This is a genomic window from Gilliamella sp. Gris3-2 (assembly GCF_001690345.1).
Classification (GTDB): domain Bacteria; phylum Pseudomonadota; class Gammaproteobacteria; order Enterobacterales; family Orbaceae; genus Gilliamella; species Gilliamella bombi.
The window spans coordinates 1-14,814 of sequence record NZ_LZHB01000076.1; the positions used below are offsets into that span (position 1 = coordinate 1).

A 14,814-nucleotide genomic window follows, 5' to 3' on the forward strand; every position below is an offset into this window, starting at 1 on the left:
ATTTATCAAATAATCCTATTCGACGAGTTCTTGCGCAAAACTTATTTATATCTTCTAAATTATCTAAATTATCTAAATTATCTAAATTATCTAAATTATCTAAATTATCTAAATTATCTAAATTATTACCGAAATTTCTCACAAAATTATTGCTAAAAATCCCATTGGCATTGTTGTTATTGCTGTGTTCATTAAAATCACAGGCATTATCGACCACGACAGCAGATAGCATTCAAGGTAGAGCATCCTATTTAGCCTTTGATGACCTCGTCATTAAAGTGACAGCAACAGATGACTTATTAGGTATTAATTTATCAAACAGTCGAAAATTCACACCACAAAGCCGCCTTTCATTATCGACAATCCAGATTAAGTTACCCGAGGTAAACCAAAGTTTTGCTGATATTAACATGACGACAGCGACATTATTTAGTTCATTGAATCTGAAGGAGTTAGTGGCACAAAGGAATAGGAGGGCGATGTTGATGAACAAGTGAGTGCCCCATTTGGGCGTAATAAATTAGCAGTAAACACATATTTTGGTGATGTTGTCAGCAATAAACACTATGCCAATCTATCAGTTGTTTGCGTTGTTCTTCAACCTTTAGCCTTCAATGCTTAGGGTGTCGGATAAGTTTAAATAATTTATTTAACAAATTATATGTTTGTTGGCGTGGGAATTTATTAGTAATGCTAGAAACTTATAAAAATAAAATATTATTTGATAAAGGAAATAAAATGAAGTATCCAAACCATTTAACTGCTGAACGTATTTTATTTTGCAATATATGTTTGCTTTTTTTTATTTTATGTAGTGCCTTTTATAGTAGTTATTCATTTGGGGTTAATCGTAGTGATGCAATAATACTTTCATCTAGCCCATTACCACCATTACCAGAACCGCCGCCGCCACCGCCGCCACCGCCGCCACCGCCGCCGTGGCCGAAGCCGGTGCCGGTGCCACCACCACCGCCGAAGCCAGAACCACCACCGCAGCCGAAGCCGCCGAAGCCGGTGCCACCACCACCACCGCTTGAGCCGTTTCCGCTTTTTGCAAGGCCGAACACGGACTTGGGCGATGGTAAATATGCTGGTGCTCCTGAGTGGGATCCAGATAAGGGATACAAAGTTTTAGCCAATGATGAAGGAGCTTACAAAAATAATTTTCCAACAACGGGAGCAGATGGTTTATACTTTGATATTTTAAATACATCCGTTCAAGATTTAAGCCAATTAACTTGGTCCCCTGTTGAGTATGATGGAATAAAAGTAACGGCGCACTGGACAAGGCCAGATCAGCGTGATTATTGGATTAAAGATAAAGGGCAATTTGTATTAAGAGTATGGTTAAATGGTCCTAGAGCGAGGGACTATCATAATCCTGAAAAAATTCACAAGCCAAATTTACCTCATACCTTCGTACTAGAGGGCAAGGATGCTAGTGGGCGAGTAATGGTGAAATATGGATTTGAATTGAGGTTGTGGTTTGTCCATCGGGGGGAGATAATGGAAGGACGTGCGAATCATAACCATTGGTGTTATCATTCGGGTTATCATCGAATGCCACTGGTAAGAGATTTAAGCAATGCAATAAACTGGGGGCATCCTGACGCCGCCAAACCTTACTCACCATGGCCTCATAATTACCAGCGTCGAATAGGTGGAGGATTTTTCTCGGAGTGGGGTGATCTGGCGAAGTACGCTGATGCGGGTTTTAGTGAAGGAGGCACCTACATGCGGTACTACTGGACAGGTGACTGCCACACCTGGACGCCGACGGGCGCTTGCGCCGTCGCAGACGTCATAATAAGCATGCGCAACGGCTACTACACCTACAGCGATGACTACTGGGACAGAAAATTTGCGGGCTTTTGTGTCACACCTTAACTTTTAGTTCTTAGTTCTTAATCCTTAGAGAGCAGAAGGTGGTTATGGCGCTTGATAGGACAATATAAAAAAGAATAAAGCCCCTGCGTAAGTGTGGGGCTTTGAGCAGGCAAAGCCAGCACTTTAATGACTAAAAGCAAAACAGCGCCCGACCAATACGACTTAAAAACTTGCGCTTTTGTTATTAATTGGCTGTTATTAACAGTTTGTTATAAATCGCTATTATTAAATAACAAAAGCGCTTTTATTAAAAATCCGACCTTAAGATAATAAAAAGAATTAGTTGTAGGATTTTCTAGCATTGTTTACAGTAATTTGTAAAAAACTGTAATAAATAGACATAAAAAAGCAAAATTAACGCCTTGTGAGTTTTTAAGGATTTTTTTAACTATGAAGTGTAAATAACCTAATTTTTTCTACATATTAAGCACTTTTAATATAAAATATTTTGCGGCAATATCTCCCCATATTAATCAGTTTTATAAAGAACCTCCCGATAATGAAAGAGGTGGAGTCATACCGTATAGTGTGAAAATGATGCAATCAGAAATGTTAAAATATTACTACGGTGGATTTAAGTGGATTGCTTTACCAGACTGTTTAACTGAACAATCTAAATTGGATATTATCGCCACATTAGAACAATCAGCTGAAAATTACGCTAAATTTATCCCAGAATCGAAAAAGACCGCAATCATTGAAAAGGCCGAACAATTAATAACTCAACAGCCTATATTTAAATCACAGTTATCACATATTATCAACGTGATGAAAACAAACGAATGTGAAGAAATATGTCAAATAATCTACAAAAATAAGTGACTTATGTATATACTCTTTATCAATCTAATTAAATTTATCATAGTATAAGTTAGTTATAACTAATTTGGTTATTTGTATTAATTTTCATCTATATTTTTAAGGATCATTTGGTATGATTTTAGGTAATATTAATCATTTAGGGTTAATTCCTTATTTACCCGAAAAAATTAAACAATCAATTGAATATATTAAAGATAATGTCAATAATAACACGCCTGTGGGGCGTTACGATATTGATGGTGATAATATGTTTTTTATGGTGTCAGATAGTACATCGCGATATATCCACGATGCTGATCCAGAATATCATGAAAAATATATTGATGTTCAGATTGTTTTAGTTGGGAAAGAGGGTATGGCAGTAAGTACGTTACCGCCGTATACCAAAGTGTTAGATAATAAATTAGTAGAAAATGATATTGCCTTTATCGAAACACCAAAAGAAGAGACCTTGTTGATATTACACCCAAATGATTTTATCGTGTTTTTACCTAATGAAGTGCATAAACCGCTTTGTGCAATTGATAATAATATCGAAACAGTTCGCAAAGTTGTGGTAAAAATCGCGTTAGATTATTTATAAAAAGGTTAAAGATGATAAGTATATTATGACTACAAAAATAGCTGTTATTGGCGAATGTATGATTGAATTGTCGATGAATCAGGATTCGACTACGCGTGGTTTTGGTGGTGATACGCTTAATACATCGGTTTATTTGTCTCGTTTACTAAAAGATAATGATTTTTCAATACATTATGTAACCGGGCTTGGTACCGATCCCTTCAGTCAAGAAATGTTAGATTGTTGGCAAACAGAAAACATTCAAACAGATTTAGTACAAAGAATGTCTGATAAAATGCCGGGGCTTTATTCTATTGTTACTGATGAACATGGTGAACGGTCTTTTTATTATTGGCGTAATGATGCTGCTGCTAAATTTTGGTTGAAAACAACTGAAACAGATAGAATAATTCAGCAAATTGAACATTATGATTATGTATATTTGAGCGGTATTAGTATTGCTATTTTAGATGCTGAAAGTATCCTTAAATTATTAGATCTTTTAAAACGTGTTAAAGCTAATAGCGGTAAAGTTATTTTTGATAATAATTTTCGTCCATGTTTATGGAGTAGCCTTGATTTGGCTCGTAGTGTTTATGCTGATATTCTTAGCTTTACAGATATTGCATTTTTAACATTAGATGACGAAGATTTATTATGGGGTAAGCTACCTTATGAGCAAATTATTGAGCGTACAAAACAATTTGGTGTAACTGAAATTGTTATTAAACGTGGCAGTGATAGCTGTATTATTGATTCTGCTGATGGTCGTTTTGAAGTTCCTGCTAATAAAATCACTAAAGATAAAGTGATTGATACTACGGCCGCTGGTGATTCATTTAGTGCTGGATATCTTGGGGCTCGTTTAAGTGGAAGGAACCCTTCTCAGTCAGCATTACAGGGGCATTTGGTGGCTGGCACGGTTATACAATATCGCGGCGCAATTATTCCTGTTGATGCGACTCCAAAATTGATATACTAAGTTAAATCAACAAATGACGGTCATTAATGACCGTTTTTTTCTGCTGTAGAAATAAAAATTTTAGTTTATTTTTTGTCAAAAAGTTTCAGGTAACACTGTGTTTTAGTATAAAACTAGTCAAGTAGTATATTCAGCTATATAGTTGTATATTTAATCAAATGTTACTGGTATAATATACAGTTAATTTTCTATCCATTTTGTTTAAAAAACACAACAAAGAAGAGATCTATGTCAATCAAAGATATCGATATTCGTGGTGCGAGAACGCACAATCTAAAAAACATTAATGTAACCATTCCAAGAGATAAATTAGTTGTTATTACAGGTCTTTCTGGATCAGGTAAATCTTCGTTAGCATTTGATACTTTATATGCCGAAGGGCAACGACGCTATGTTGAATCGTTGTCGGCGTATGCTCGTCAGTTTTTATCATTGATGGAAAAACCTGATGTAGATCATATTGAAGGATTATCACCTGCAATTTCGATCGAGCAAAAATCAACTTCGCATAACCCTCGTTCGACAGTAGGAACTATCACTGAAATTTATGATTACTTACGTTTGCTTTTTGCTCGAATTGGAGAACCTCGTTGTCCAAATCACCATTTACCGTTAGCTGCACAAACGATATCACAGATGGTCGATAGCATCATGGCGTTACCGACTGATAATCGTTATATGCTACTTGCCCCTGTGGTTACTGAGCGTAAAGGGGAGTTTGTTAAACTGTTCGAGCAACTTGCTGCTAGTGGTTATATTCGGGTACGAGTGGATGGTGATGTCTATGATCTTTCTGATCCGCCAATTCTTGAATTGCAAAAAAAACATACCATTGAAGTTGTTGTTGATCGTTTTCGTATTCGTGACGACTTAAAACTTCGTTTAGCAGAGTCGATTGAAACGGTTCTTTCGATCACTAATGGTATTGTTAAAGTGGCCAATTTGGATGATCCACAAGCTGAAGAATATTTGTTTTCGGCTAATTTTGCTTGTCCTATTTGTGGTTACAGTATTTCTGAATTAGAGCCGAGATTATTCTCGTTCAATAATCCCGCTGGTGCGTGTCCTGAGTGTGATGGTTTGGGGGTGCAACAATATTTTGATCAAAAACGTATTGTCCAGATGCCAGAAGTTTCATTAGCTGCTGGTGCGATTAAAGGTTGGGATCGTCGCAATTTTTACTATTTCCAGATGCTAAAATCATTAGCAGATCATTATAAGTTTGACATTGATAAACCGTATGAAAAATTACCTGAAAAGATAAAAGACATTTTATTAAATGGTTCAGGTAATACCGAAATTCAGTTTGTTTATTCAAACGATCGTGGTGATGTGGTTAAGCGTAAACATCCATTTGAAGGGATTATTAATAATTTAGCTCGTCGGTATAAAGAAACTGAATCACAAACTATCCGTGAAGAGCTAGCAAAATATATTAGCCATCGACCTTGTCCTTGTTGTGGTGGTTCTAGGTTATGTACGGCAGCAAGAAATGTGTTTATTAATGATACAAATTTACCAACAATTAGTGAGTTAAGTACGCAACAAGCCAAGGATTTTTTTGATAAATTGACATTGACTGGGCAACGAGCTCAAATTGCAGAAAAAATCTTGAAAGAGATCAACGATCGTTTACAATTTTTGATTAACGTTGGACTTAACTATTTAACGCTTTCAAGATCCGCTGAAACATTATCAGGTGGTGAAGCACAACGTATTCGATTAGCAAGCCAAATTGGTGCAGGTCTTGTTGGCGTGATGTATGTGCTAGATGAACCTTCTATTGGATTGCATCAGCGAGATAATACTCGTCTGATTGACACTTTAACGCATTTACGTGACTTAGGTAATACTGTTATAGTCGTTGAACATGATGAAGAAGCTATTATGGCTGCTGATTATGTAATTGATATTGGTCCTGGGGCAGGGGTTCATGGTGGTGAAGTTGTTGCTCAGGGAACACCCAAACAAATAATGGCATGTAAAACATCTTTAACAGGAAAATATTTATCCGGTAAAGAAAAAATTGAAATACCAACTATTCGCACCAAAGTCGATAAGAAAAAAATGTTATCTCTTATTGGTGCAACCGGTAATAATCTTAAAGATGTGACATTAAATATTCCAGTTGGCTTATTTACATGTATCACTGGTGTATCGGGCTCGGGAAAATCAACCTTAATTAATGATACCTTATATCCCCTTGCCCAAAACGAACTCAATGGTGCAGAAAAAACTGAAATAGCACCCTATAAATCAATCAAAGGACTTAACCATTTTGATAAAGTAATTGCGATTGACCAAAGCCCAATTGGACGTACGCCACGTTCTAATCCAGCAACTTATACTGGATTTTTTACTTCTATCCGTGAACTTTATGCTGGTGTACCAGAATCTCGAGCTCGAGGCTATAATCCAGGTCGCTTTAGTTTTAATGTTAAGGGTGGACGCTGTGAAGCTTGTCAAGGTGATGGTTTAATCAAAGTTGAAATGCACTTTTTGCCTGATATTTATGTTCCTTGTGATCAGTGTCATGGTGCTCGCTATAACCGTGAGACCCTAGAGATCAAATATAAAGGAAAGTCTATTAACGAAATTTTAAATATGACAGTTGAAGAAGGTCGCGAGTTTTTCGATGCCGTGCCAATGATAGCACGCAAACTGCAAACATTGATTGATGTTGGGCTTTCTTATATTACCATTGGACAGTCAGCAACAACATTATCGGGTGGTGAAGCGCAACGAGTAAAACTTGCAAAAGAATTATCTAAGCGAGATACTGGTCGTACTTTGTATATCTTAGATGAACCAACAACTGGGCTACATTTTGCTGATGTGAAACAATTATTAACGCAATTACATTCTTTGCGAGATAAAGGCAATACTATCGTTGTTATCGAGCATAATTTGGATGTAGTTAAAACAGCAGACTGGATTGTGGACTTAGGACCAGAAGGTGGTAATGGTGGCGGAGAAATTATTGCCGAAGGGACGCCAGAAGAGGTTGCGAAATCTAAACATTCCTTCACTGGAAAATATTTAAAACCGTTGTTGGAAAAACAAAAAGTAGTCTAGGATTATTATTAATTAGCATATAAAGAACGGGCGAGGAGCAACGCCCAGTCTTTTTATATACTTTAATTAATATTATAGTTAAATAAGTACTGAAAATAGACGTAAACTGGATTTACGACGAGTTTGGTAAGATTCTTAAGTGCAATTATCAGCATGGTGTGGTTGATGAAAGGGGTTGTATTTTGACATTGCTAATTGTATTGATGATCATAGTCGCCTATATTTTGGGCTCGCTTTCTGGTGCAATGATCATTAGTCGCATCATGCATTTACCTAATCCTTCAGAACATGGATCTCACAATCCTGGAGCAACCAATATTTTACGACTCAATGGCAAATTACCAGCCATTTTTGTTTTAATCTTTGATATGTTAAAAGGTACAATTCCTGTTTATATTTCATATCGGATTGGTATTACACCTTTCTTTTTAGGTATTATTGGTATTTTTGCTTGTTTAGGACATATTTTCCCCTGTTTTTTTCATTTTCGTGGAGGAAAAGGAGTTGCAACTGCGTTAGGTATGATGGCTCCAATTGGGTTTGATTTTACAGGTTGCTTTATTTTAACTTGGTTACTTACTTTACTAATTACAGGATATTCTTCGGTAGCTGCAGTTGTTGGTTTTCTTATGGCACCATTTTATGTTTGGTTATTCAAACCTGAGCTTACTTTACCAGTTGCAATGCTTTCGTGTTTGATTATTGTTCGCCATAATAATAACATTATGCGCCTTTTTAAAGGTGAAGAACCAAAAAGTTATCATCGTAGCAAGAACAAAAGATAGTCTAAAAATTTATACATAATAATGTTATATATTTGAATATGTGCTTTTATAACATAGATTGTACGTTATGTAACATCCTACCTACTTATTTTCTGCAATCTTTTTGATTTTATCGTTAGTTAATTAAACAATAGAATAATTCTTGTTTGATAGATTTTTTAAAAAAGGTATTATTATCTTAAAACTCAAATATGTGGAAACCAAATAATTCATGCAAATAAGCCCATTATTAGAATCACTTATGGAAGCATTGCGTTGTTTACCTGGCGTTGGTCCAAAATCGGCGCAACGAATGGCCTTTCATTTATTACAACGAAATCGACAAGGTGGCATTAAATTAGCTCATGAGCTACATGAAGCAATGATAAATATCGGCCATTGCAAGGAATGCCGAACTTTTACCGAACAAGAAACCTGCACTATTTGCGCAAATGCTCGTCGTCAAAGTAGTGAACAGCTTTGTGTGGTTGAAACTCCAGCAGATATAGTGGCTATTGAACAAACAGGGCAGTATAGTGGTCGCTATTTTGTATTATTAGGGCATTTATCACCTTTAGATGGTATTGGCCCTAGTGATATAGGTCTTGATTTATTGAAAAAAAAGCTATCTTCAGAGTCGATTAGCGAAGTTATTTTAGCCACTAATCCCACCGTCGAAGGTGATGCAACAGCTAATTATATTGCGCAAATGTGTGTAGAGTTTAATGTAACAGCAACAAGAATAGCTCATGGTGTTCCAGTTGGTGGTGAACTCGAAATGGTAGATGGTACCACCTTATCGCATTCGTTTGTTGGTCGTCAAAAAATAGAATTATAATTTTATTGAACTTTTAGTACTTAGTCAGTCTTTATAGCTAAGATCAGAAATGAAAAGAGGTATTATATGAAGTATAAAGCCGTAGCCTTTGATATGGATGGTACGTTGTTAGCCGGCAATCGTTTGATTTTACCAGAAACAATAGCGGCCATTGAAAAAATTACAGCTAAAGGTGTGAAAGTTATTTTAGTTTCAGGGCGGCATCATTCTGTAATTTATCCTTATTACTATCAGCTCAAATTATCAACCCCGGCAATTTGTTGTAATGGATCTTATATCTATGATTTTGAGAAACAAAACGCTTTTGCCTCTAAACCAATGACGAAAGATCAGGCTCGAATGCTACTAAATCTTGTCAATCAATATGGTATTCATACATTAATTTATACTGATAAAATGATGACTTATGAATTGTTAGATGATCATCTAGAAAGCTTTTTTAAGTGGGTTAAATCATTGCCTGAGTTTTTACAACCTGAAATTAAAAAAGTAGATGATTTTGAAAAAGTTATTGAGCAATCTGACGCTATTTTTAAATTTGCAACAAGTAGCCATAATATACCTGCTTTACAACAATTTTCAAATGCAGTTGATTCCTTAGGAGTGTTTTCGTGTGAATGGTCTTGGTCAAATCGAGCAGATGTAGCAGTTAAAGGAAATACCAAAGGAAATGGGTTAACTCACTGGGCAGAGCACGAAAATATTGATTTAAGCGAAATAGTCGCTTTTGGTGACAGTTATAATGACATAAGTATGTTATCTATTGCTGGATTAGGGATTGCGATGGGTAATGCTGATGATGAAGTGAAAGCCAAAGCGAATTATGCCATTGGTGATAATAACGGCCCTAGTATAGCTAAAGAGCTTGAAGAACTCTTTTTATAATTGATATTTTAATAAATATTCTATGTTTGAAATTCTTTATCAAGATGATGACTTAATTGCCATTAACAAACCATCTGGTTGGCTTGTGCATCGCAGTTGGTTAGATAAAACTGAAACAGTTGTTGTGATGCAAACATTGCGTGATCAAATCGGTCAACATGTCTTCCCTATACATAGGCTAGATAGACCAACCTCTGGTGTTTTGTTGTTTGCCCTTTCTAGTGATGTAGCAAGAATTATGTCAGAAGAATTTGCAAAAAAACAAATTGAAAAAACGTATCATGCAATAGTGCGAGGTTATCTTGAGGGGGAAGCGGTGATTGATTACCCGTTAGTTGAAGAATTAGATAAAATTGCAGATAAATTTACTAATAAGAATAAACCAGCACAAGATGCCGTCACATTTTACAAATCTATCAGCAAAATTGAAGTTCCGATTAAGGTTGGCAAATTTGAAACAGCAAGGTATAGTTTTGTTGAATTAAAACCACAAACTGGTCGTAAACATCAACTACGTCGCCATATGAAACATATTTTCCATCCGATATTGGGAGATAGCAAACATGGTGATTTACATCAAAATCGTGCATTTGCAACTTATTTTAATATCAAACGATTGATGTTACACGCAAGCAAACTTGAAATCAAACATCCAACCCAACATAAACCAATGATTATTGAAGCTAAATTAGATCAAAGTTGGCAAGATATCCTTTTAAATTTTAAATAGTAGTTATTATTCCATATTACTTTGCAATTATTTGATTATATAGCATTATTTTTAGGATTTACTAGCGTTGTTTACAGTAGTTTCTCAAATTACTGTAAACAACGCTAGTAAATCCTACATTTTAACAAAGCAAGGTGAAGCTTTCATATTAGCCCCCCGTGAAGAGCCACATCTTTATTGTACAACGTTACTTTTTGATTCCATCATCAAATTTCAACCTGATTTTAATGTTAATTGGCAATCAATTAATTTTCCATTTCTAAGTGGTGTTTATTTATTTCCAAATGCATTCGCTAATTATCCAGATATTACCTGGATCTATAAATATCCCGAAACATCAGAATAATATTGTACAATTTGCTCTAGCATAAAATTAAATTTAAACACATATTTTGTGCGATCTTTTTGGGAAATATGCTGTTTACTCTTACTGTGGTTAGTTAAAAATAAAGTGACTGCTGTAATTATAATCTATTTAATCTTGACGATTAGTCAAGCCAGTGATAATATTTGCAGCCTATTCAGATAGACCACCAAGGCGCGTTGGCAGAGTGGCCATGCTGCGGATTGCAAATCCGTCTACCTCGGTTCGACTCCGGGACGCGCCTCCATCTTTCATCAATAAAATCAATAAGATAAAATCTTGTCACTTTAAAACAATCAATACTTGGAATTAACTTAGAATATACAGTTAGAATAAATCTTCTTTTTTTGGCGGGTTTAATGTTGGTGTTACTTTCACTTTTCTGTCATATGTATTAACCTGAGCCTCGGTCTTGTGACCACTAAATAGCTGTTTATCTTTAGTTGCTCCGTCGTAGTCCGAAATAGCCTTGGCTTTAATATCATGAAATGTGCAATTGATTTTTCTGCCAAGCTTTTCTTCTGCTTTTCGTTTTGCATCCAACCAGTATGAGTTAAAAGTCTTCTGGATTAGCTTGCCTCCTGATTTATTTTGTAGCACGAGAGAGTCAGAAGAAGACAGTGGAAATAATTTTTTAGCTAAATTAATTGCATCGGTTAGTCGTTCTGTCCATTGTTTGATTTGCCTTTTTCCTGTTTTACCTTGTTTTATGTAAATACCCTCTTTGAGTATTTGGCTGTGCTTTAGCTTGAATATATCACCTTCCCGAACTGCGCACAGATATGATATTTCCATTGCCACTTTTAGTATATCTATCGCTTCATCATAAATAGTGTAATATTCTATGTCTTCAATATATTTATCTCTTGCTTGAATGCTGAATTTTTTAACCCCAGAACATGGATTCATTTTACAATACCCACGTTCGTACCCCCAACCGAACGCTACAGACATGTAAGATAGCTCGTGATTTGCTTGCACTTTGCTTTGCTCTCCTCTAATGTCCATGTAGCGTCTGACATGTTCAGGTCTAATATTGTTAACGTTTATATGTCCAAAAACGGGTAATATTTTTTTTGCTCCTCGTAATTTATCCTCTTGTGAGCGTGATGACAGTTTATGAAAAGCAGCGCTATTTAAGTGCATGCTCCACAGCTTGCTAAACGTCATTTCCTCTTTTTGTTCAGCAATAACCCCCTCATACTTCGCCCATAACTCGACCATGCTCATATTGATCGAGCCTAGCGTAACTGTTTTGTTTTCTCTTGTTTTGAGGTAGTATGAATATTTATTTTTTGACACGCGAGGAGGGAGGATATTGTCTTTTTTGTCTTTACGTTTCCTTGCCATTTAAAGCTCCAAAATCTGGCTCTTGTTGTTGTTTTTGTTCAATAATTACCTTTTGATTCAATGATGAACGTAAGATTACTGGTTTACCAAGCAAATTGATATGAAAGCAAAATTTGTTTTCTTTTAACCATTGTATTTGTAAATTTTTTCTTTTTTTGCCAGTTAACATATGCAGTTCATCATCTGTTAATATAATTGATTCCGCCATGCTTACACCTCTCTATCAACTAAAATAATTCCTCTTGCTATCCCTTTGATGATTTTTATGTGCCCCTTTTTCTGTAATGATTTAAAAAAACATTCTATTGCGTTAGTGGATTTATAATTAAAAAAGCTAGCCATTTCCGAGCGAGTTGGCGGGTATCCATTAGTTTTAATAAATTCTTTTATAGCATCTAACACGTTTTTTTGCTTTTTTGTTAACTCTGTCATTATTTACTCCTATAATCTTTTCTCATCTCTCATCTCTCATCAACAAATAACACTTAGTAATTTGCTGTGTTAAAATACTTTGATTTAATTTTTAGTTCGTGTGTAGTCATTATTGTTTCCTTTACGATATTTACTCATCTAAATCAAAATCTAATTGACACGAAAATATTTCGCATGATTCTGAGCATGAGCCTGATTCGAAACCTTTATTGCCTTTGATTGTTGCCGCTATGTCTTCTCTTGAATGATTTTGATACATCGCCATAATTGAAATTAACGAGTTATTGCCTCGATACATGATTTTATTTTTTTGTTGTCGTCGTTCTACAACACGGACGCAAGGGTCATTAATTAGATTAATAAAATCCTCAGCCATTTTGGGTTCATCACGAGTAGCTAAAGCGATTTTGTTAATGCCTTTTTTGATACAGAAAACACAGTTACCAAGATGTTCTGGTAAATCTAAATCAAACGGCTGTTTTTTCCACCAGTTGATAACATCTTGCTTATCAAAATCGCATATGTCAGCCAAATAACGATAACCATCCTTTGCTTTTAATCGCCTTGGCTCATCAGCACGAATACCAAGCCACGTTTTGTAGTTACCTTCACCGTAGCGTTCGTTACAGTATCGAGTAAATGGCTCAAGCTTCATCGTTCTTGTACAGAATGCACCGTGAATATATGGCGTTCCGTATTTATAACAAACGTCGCGGAACGGCTGTAAATCTTGCGTTAATTCATCTAGTGAGATGATTCTGTATGAATTACCTTGTCCCAGTTCTGAATTAACGACTACACGCAAACACGTTAGATTTATATCAAAATGCTTAACTACATTTTTTACAAACTCATACGTTTTTGGATGTTCTGCGCCCGTGTCCATAAAAATGAAATCCGTGTCTAGATATTGATTTTTCATTAAATAGACTAGTAAAGCTGACGAGCGACCGCCACTAAAGCTAACAATATTTTTCATCTTTTCACCAAAAGAAATCGCACGCCAAATAATCAGCGCAGATATTTGTAATAAATTAATAGAATAGGGTGGTTGTTCAGTGAGTTATTAACAGATTTGTGGTGAAAAATTAGATGGAGTCAAGCATTAATATTGATTTATTTGAATTTGTTAACAAAGGATCGTTTAGACTAGATACGTATTGTTTTTTGCCCTCAAACTCATCAATAACACGTTTTTCCTCATTATTACAATCGTTATAATTTTTCATCGCATAATCGGGCGGTAACCATTGCCTTTTTTTGCCGACAAACACATTAAAACGTCGCAATAACGCGTCATCTTTAACTGTAAAATGCGCCGTTCCTTTTTTGTAAAAACATATTTTAAATAAATCATTTTCAATATGATTATCTGTATGAGAATGTCGCCATTTATTGTAAATATCTGCGATAGATGCCTCTGGTTTCCTGCCGTTGTTAAAAAAAGAAAATACTTTTTCTATATCACTTAATTCTTCTTGCACTCTCCACCCGCCGTCAAACGTACTAGGATTATGCATTGGTAATATAAATTTTTTATTAATTTTGTAACCGTTATTTGTTTTCCAGCCGTTGTAGAGATAGATATTTTTCTTACTTTCAGAATAATATGCGTGTTGACGTGTTATTTTATTAAATAGTTTATCAATACATTGTTCGATCAATTCTGTGCCAAGACTAATGAGATGCTCATACAGAATATTAATATTATTCTCGTTGAATTCCATATCTCGATAGTCATTGATTAATTTAAAGAATTTTTCCTTTGTTTCTACTGTTAATTTTTCTTCAAATTTTGGTAATTTGATGAGCGTTTCCCAGTAGTGTTTTTTTAGATTTCTACTATATTGCTGAATAGCTTGCTTATATTCAGTTGCAGAATATCGACCGTCATTGTAGTGAGATGATTCCCCGCGGACTGATAACTGTAATTCTGAGCGTAATCCGTAGCTATCTCTAAAAAAATTAGAGATAGCTTTAATTCCCTGTTCTTTTTCACGATTATAATCATTAATCAGTTCGTGAATATTGATTGTTCCGTGCTTTTTAACATCATTTCTATCTTCTAAAATAATATTATTGTCATCCATTTCGAATTTTTTTGGATTGAATAGCTGTTCAAC

The 14,814-nt window shown here is 35.2% G+C and carries 16 protein-coding genes and 1 tRNA gene; 12 read left to right on the plus strand and 5 right to left on the minus strand.

Annotation, left to right across the window (positions count from 1 at the left end; translation table 11 throughout):
* The 12 genes from A9G32_RS11510 to A9G32_RS11570 all read left to right on the plus strand — a co-directional run.
* The coding region (locus A9G32_RS11510; RefSeq protein WP_176701350.1) for a hypothetical protein at positions 1-497 on the plus strand (497 nt) is incomplete at its 5' end.
* 241 nt (positions 498-738) lie between these two features.
* The gene (locus A9G32_RS13130) at positions 739-1,887 is read left to right on the plus strand and encodes a hypothetical protein (protein WP_176701351.1); all 1,149 of its coding nucleotides are present in this window, start codon (positions 739-741) and stop codon (positions 1,885-1,887) included.
* Positions 1,888-2,421: 534 nt separating this feature from the next.
* Positions 2,422-2,709: a hypothetical protein gene (locus tag A9G32_RS11525; RefSeq protein WP_065590798.1), complete on the plus strand. Its 288-nt coding sequence runs from the start codon at positions 2,422-2,424 to the stop codon at positions 2,707-2,709.
* Between the two features lie 112 nt (positions 2,710-2,821).
* On the plus strand, positions 2,822-3,292 hold the full coding sequence (locus tag A9G32_RS11530) for a YhcH/YjgK/YiaL family protein (RefSeq protein WP_065590799.1): 471 nt from the start codon (positions 2,822-2,824) through the stop codon (positions 3,290-3,292).
* Positions 3,293-3,317: 25 nt separating this feature from the next.
* Entirely contained in the window at positions 3,318-4,253 is a 936-nt protein-coding gene (locus A9G32_RS11535; protein WP_065590800.1) for a sugar kinase, read from the plus strand.
* Between the two features lie 234 nt (positions 4,254-4,487).
* Positions 4,488-7,328, plus strand: coding sequence for an excinuclease ABC subunit UvrA (gene uvrA / locus A9G32_RS11540; protein WP_141672778.1), 2,841 nt, complete (start codon positions 4,488-4,490; stop codon positions 7,326-7,328).
* 182 nt (positions 7,329-7,510) lie between these two features.
* Positions 7,511-8,113, plus strand: coding sequence for a glycerol-3-phosphate 1-O-acyltransferase PlsY (gene plsY, locus A9G32_RS11545; protein ID WP_065590802.1), 603 nt, complete (start codon positions 7,511-7,513; stop codon positions 8,111-8,113).
* A 211-nt stretch (positions 8,114-8,324) separates the two neighbouring features.
* Positions 8,325-8,930, plus strand: coding sequence for a recombination mediator RecR (recR, locus tag A9G32_RS11550; protein WP_065590803.1), 606 nt, complete (start codon positions 8,325-8,327; stop codon positions 8,928-8,930).
* Between the two features lie 66 nt (positions 8,931-8,996).
* Positions 8,997-9,815, plus strand: coding sequence for a pyridoxal phosphatase (locus tag A9G32_RS11555; RefSeq protein WP_065590804.1), 819 nt, complete (start codon positions 8,997-8,999; stop codon positions 9,813-9,815).
* 22 nt (positions 9,816-9,837) lie between these two features.
* Complete coding sequence (truC, locus tag A9G32_RS11560; protein ID WP_065590805.1) at positions 9,838-10,545, plus strand: tRNA pseudouridine(65) synthase TruC; 708 nt, start codon at positions 9,838-9,840, stop codon at positions 10,543-10,545.
* 67 nt (positions 10,546-10,612) lie between these two features.
* Positions 10,613-10,891 carry a hypothetical protein gene (locus tag A9G32_RS11565; RefSeq protein ID WP_065590806.1) on the plus strand — a complete coding sequence of 93 codons (279 nt, stop codon included), beginning with the start codon at positions 10,613-10,615 and terminating at the stop codon, positions 10,889-10,891.
* Between the two features lie 191 nt (positions 10,892-11,082).
* A tRNA-Cys gene (locus tag A9G32_RS11570) sits at positions 11,083-11,156 on the plus strand.
* 80 nt (positions 11,157-11,236) lie between these two features.
* Here A9G32_RS11570 and A9G32_RS11575 read toward each other — a convergent pair.
* The 5 genes from A9G32_RS11575 to A9G32_RS11595 form a co-directional block, all read right to left on the minus strand.
* Complete coding sequence (locus A9G32_RS11575) at positions 11,237-12,259, minus strand: integrase (RefSeq protein WP_065590807.1); 1,023 nt, start codon at positions 12,257-12,259, stop codon at positions 11,237-11,239.
* Positions 12,243-12,467 carry a DUF4224 domain-containing protein gene (locus A9G32_RS11580; protein ID WP_065590808.1) on the minus strand — a complete coding sequence of 75 codons (225 nt, stop codon included), beginning with the start codon at positions 12,465-12,467 and terminating at the stop codon, positions 12,243-12,245. The genes A9G32_RS11575 and A9G32_RS11580 overlap by 17 nt, the downstream gene beginning before the upstream one ends.
* A 2-nt stretch (positions 12,468-12,469) precedes the next feature.
* Positions 12,470-12,691, minus strand: a complete 222-nt coding sequence (locus A9G32_RS11585; RefSeq protein ID WP_065590809.1) for a hypothetical protein — start codon at positions 12,689-12,691, stop codon at positions 12,470-12,472.
* A 130-nt stretch (positions 12,692-12,821) separates the two neighbouring features.
* Complete coding sequence (locus tag A9G32_RS11590; RefSeq protein ID WP_065590810.1) at positions 12,822-13,670, minus strand: phosphoadenosine phosphosulfate reductase domain-containing protein; 849 nt, start codon at positions 13,668-13,670, stop codon at positions 12,822-12,824.
* A 109-nt stretch (positions 13,671-13,779) separates the two neighbouring features.
* On the minus strand, positions 13,780-14,814 hold a 1,035-nt coding region (locus A9G32_RS11595; RefSeq protein ID WP_141672777.1), incomplete at its 5' end, for a DUF4942 domain-containing protein.

Bases quoted from the DNA above. Each gene is read 5' to 3' on its own strand.
- A9G32_RS13130 (WP_176701351.1), top strand. From the start codon at position 739: ATGAAGTATCCAAACCATTTAACTGCTGAACGTATTTTATTTTGCAAT.
- A9G32_RS11525 (WP_065590798.1), top strand. From the start codon at position 2,422: ATGATGCAATCAGAAATGTTAAAATATTACTACGGTGGATTTAAGTGG.
- A9G32_RS11530 (WP_065590799.1), top strand. From the start codon at position 2,822: ATGATTTTAGGTAATATTAATCATTTAGGGTTAATTCCTTATTTACCC.
- A9G32_RS11535 (WP_065590800.1), top strand. From the start codon at position 3,318: ATGACTACAAAAATAGCTGTTATTGGCGAATGTATGATTGAATTGTCG.
- recR (WP_065590803.1), top strand. From the start codon at position 8,325: ATGCAAATAAGCCCATTATTAGAATCACTTATGGAAGCATTGCGTTGT.
- A9G32_RS11555 (WP_065590804.1), top strand. From the start codon at position 8,997: ATGAAGTATAAAGCCGTAGCCTTTGATATGGATGGTACGTTGTTAGCC.
- truC (WP_065590805.1), top strand. From the start codon at position 9,838: ATGTTTGAAATTCTTTATCAAGATGATGACTTAATTGCCATTAACAAA.
- A9G32_RS11575 (WP_065590807.1), bottom strand. From the start codon at position 12,259: ATGGCAAGGAAACGTAAAGACAAAAAAGACAATATCCTCCCTCCTCGC.
- A9G32_RS11580 (WP_065590808.1), bottom strand. From the start codon at position 12,467: ATGGCGGAATCAATTATATTAACAGATGATGAACTGCATATGTTAACT.
- A9G32_RS11585 (WP_065590809.1), bottom strand. From the start codon at position 12,691: ATGACAGAGTTAACAAAAAAGCAAAAAAACGTGTTAGATGCTATAAAA.
- A9G32_RS11590 (WP_065590810.1), bottom strand. From the start codon at position 13,670: ATGAAAAATATTGTTAGCTTTAGTGGCGGTCGCTCGTCAGCTTTACTA.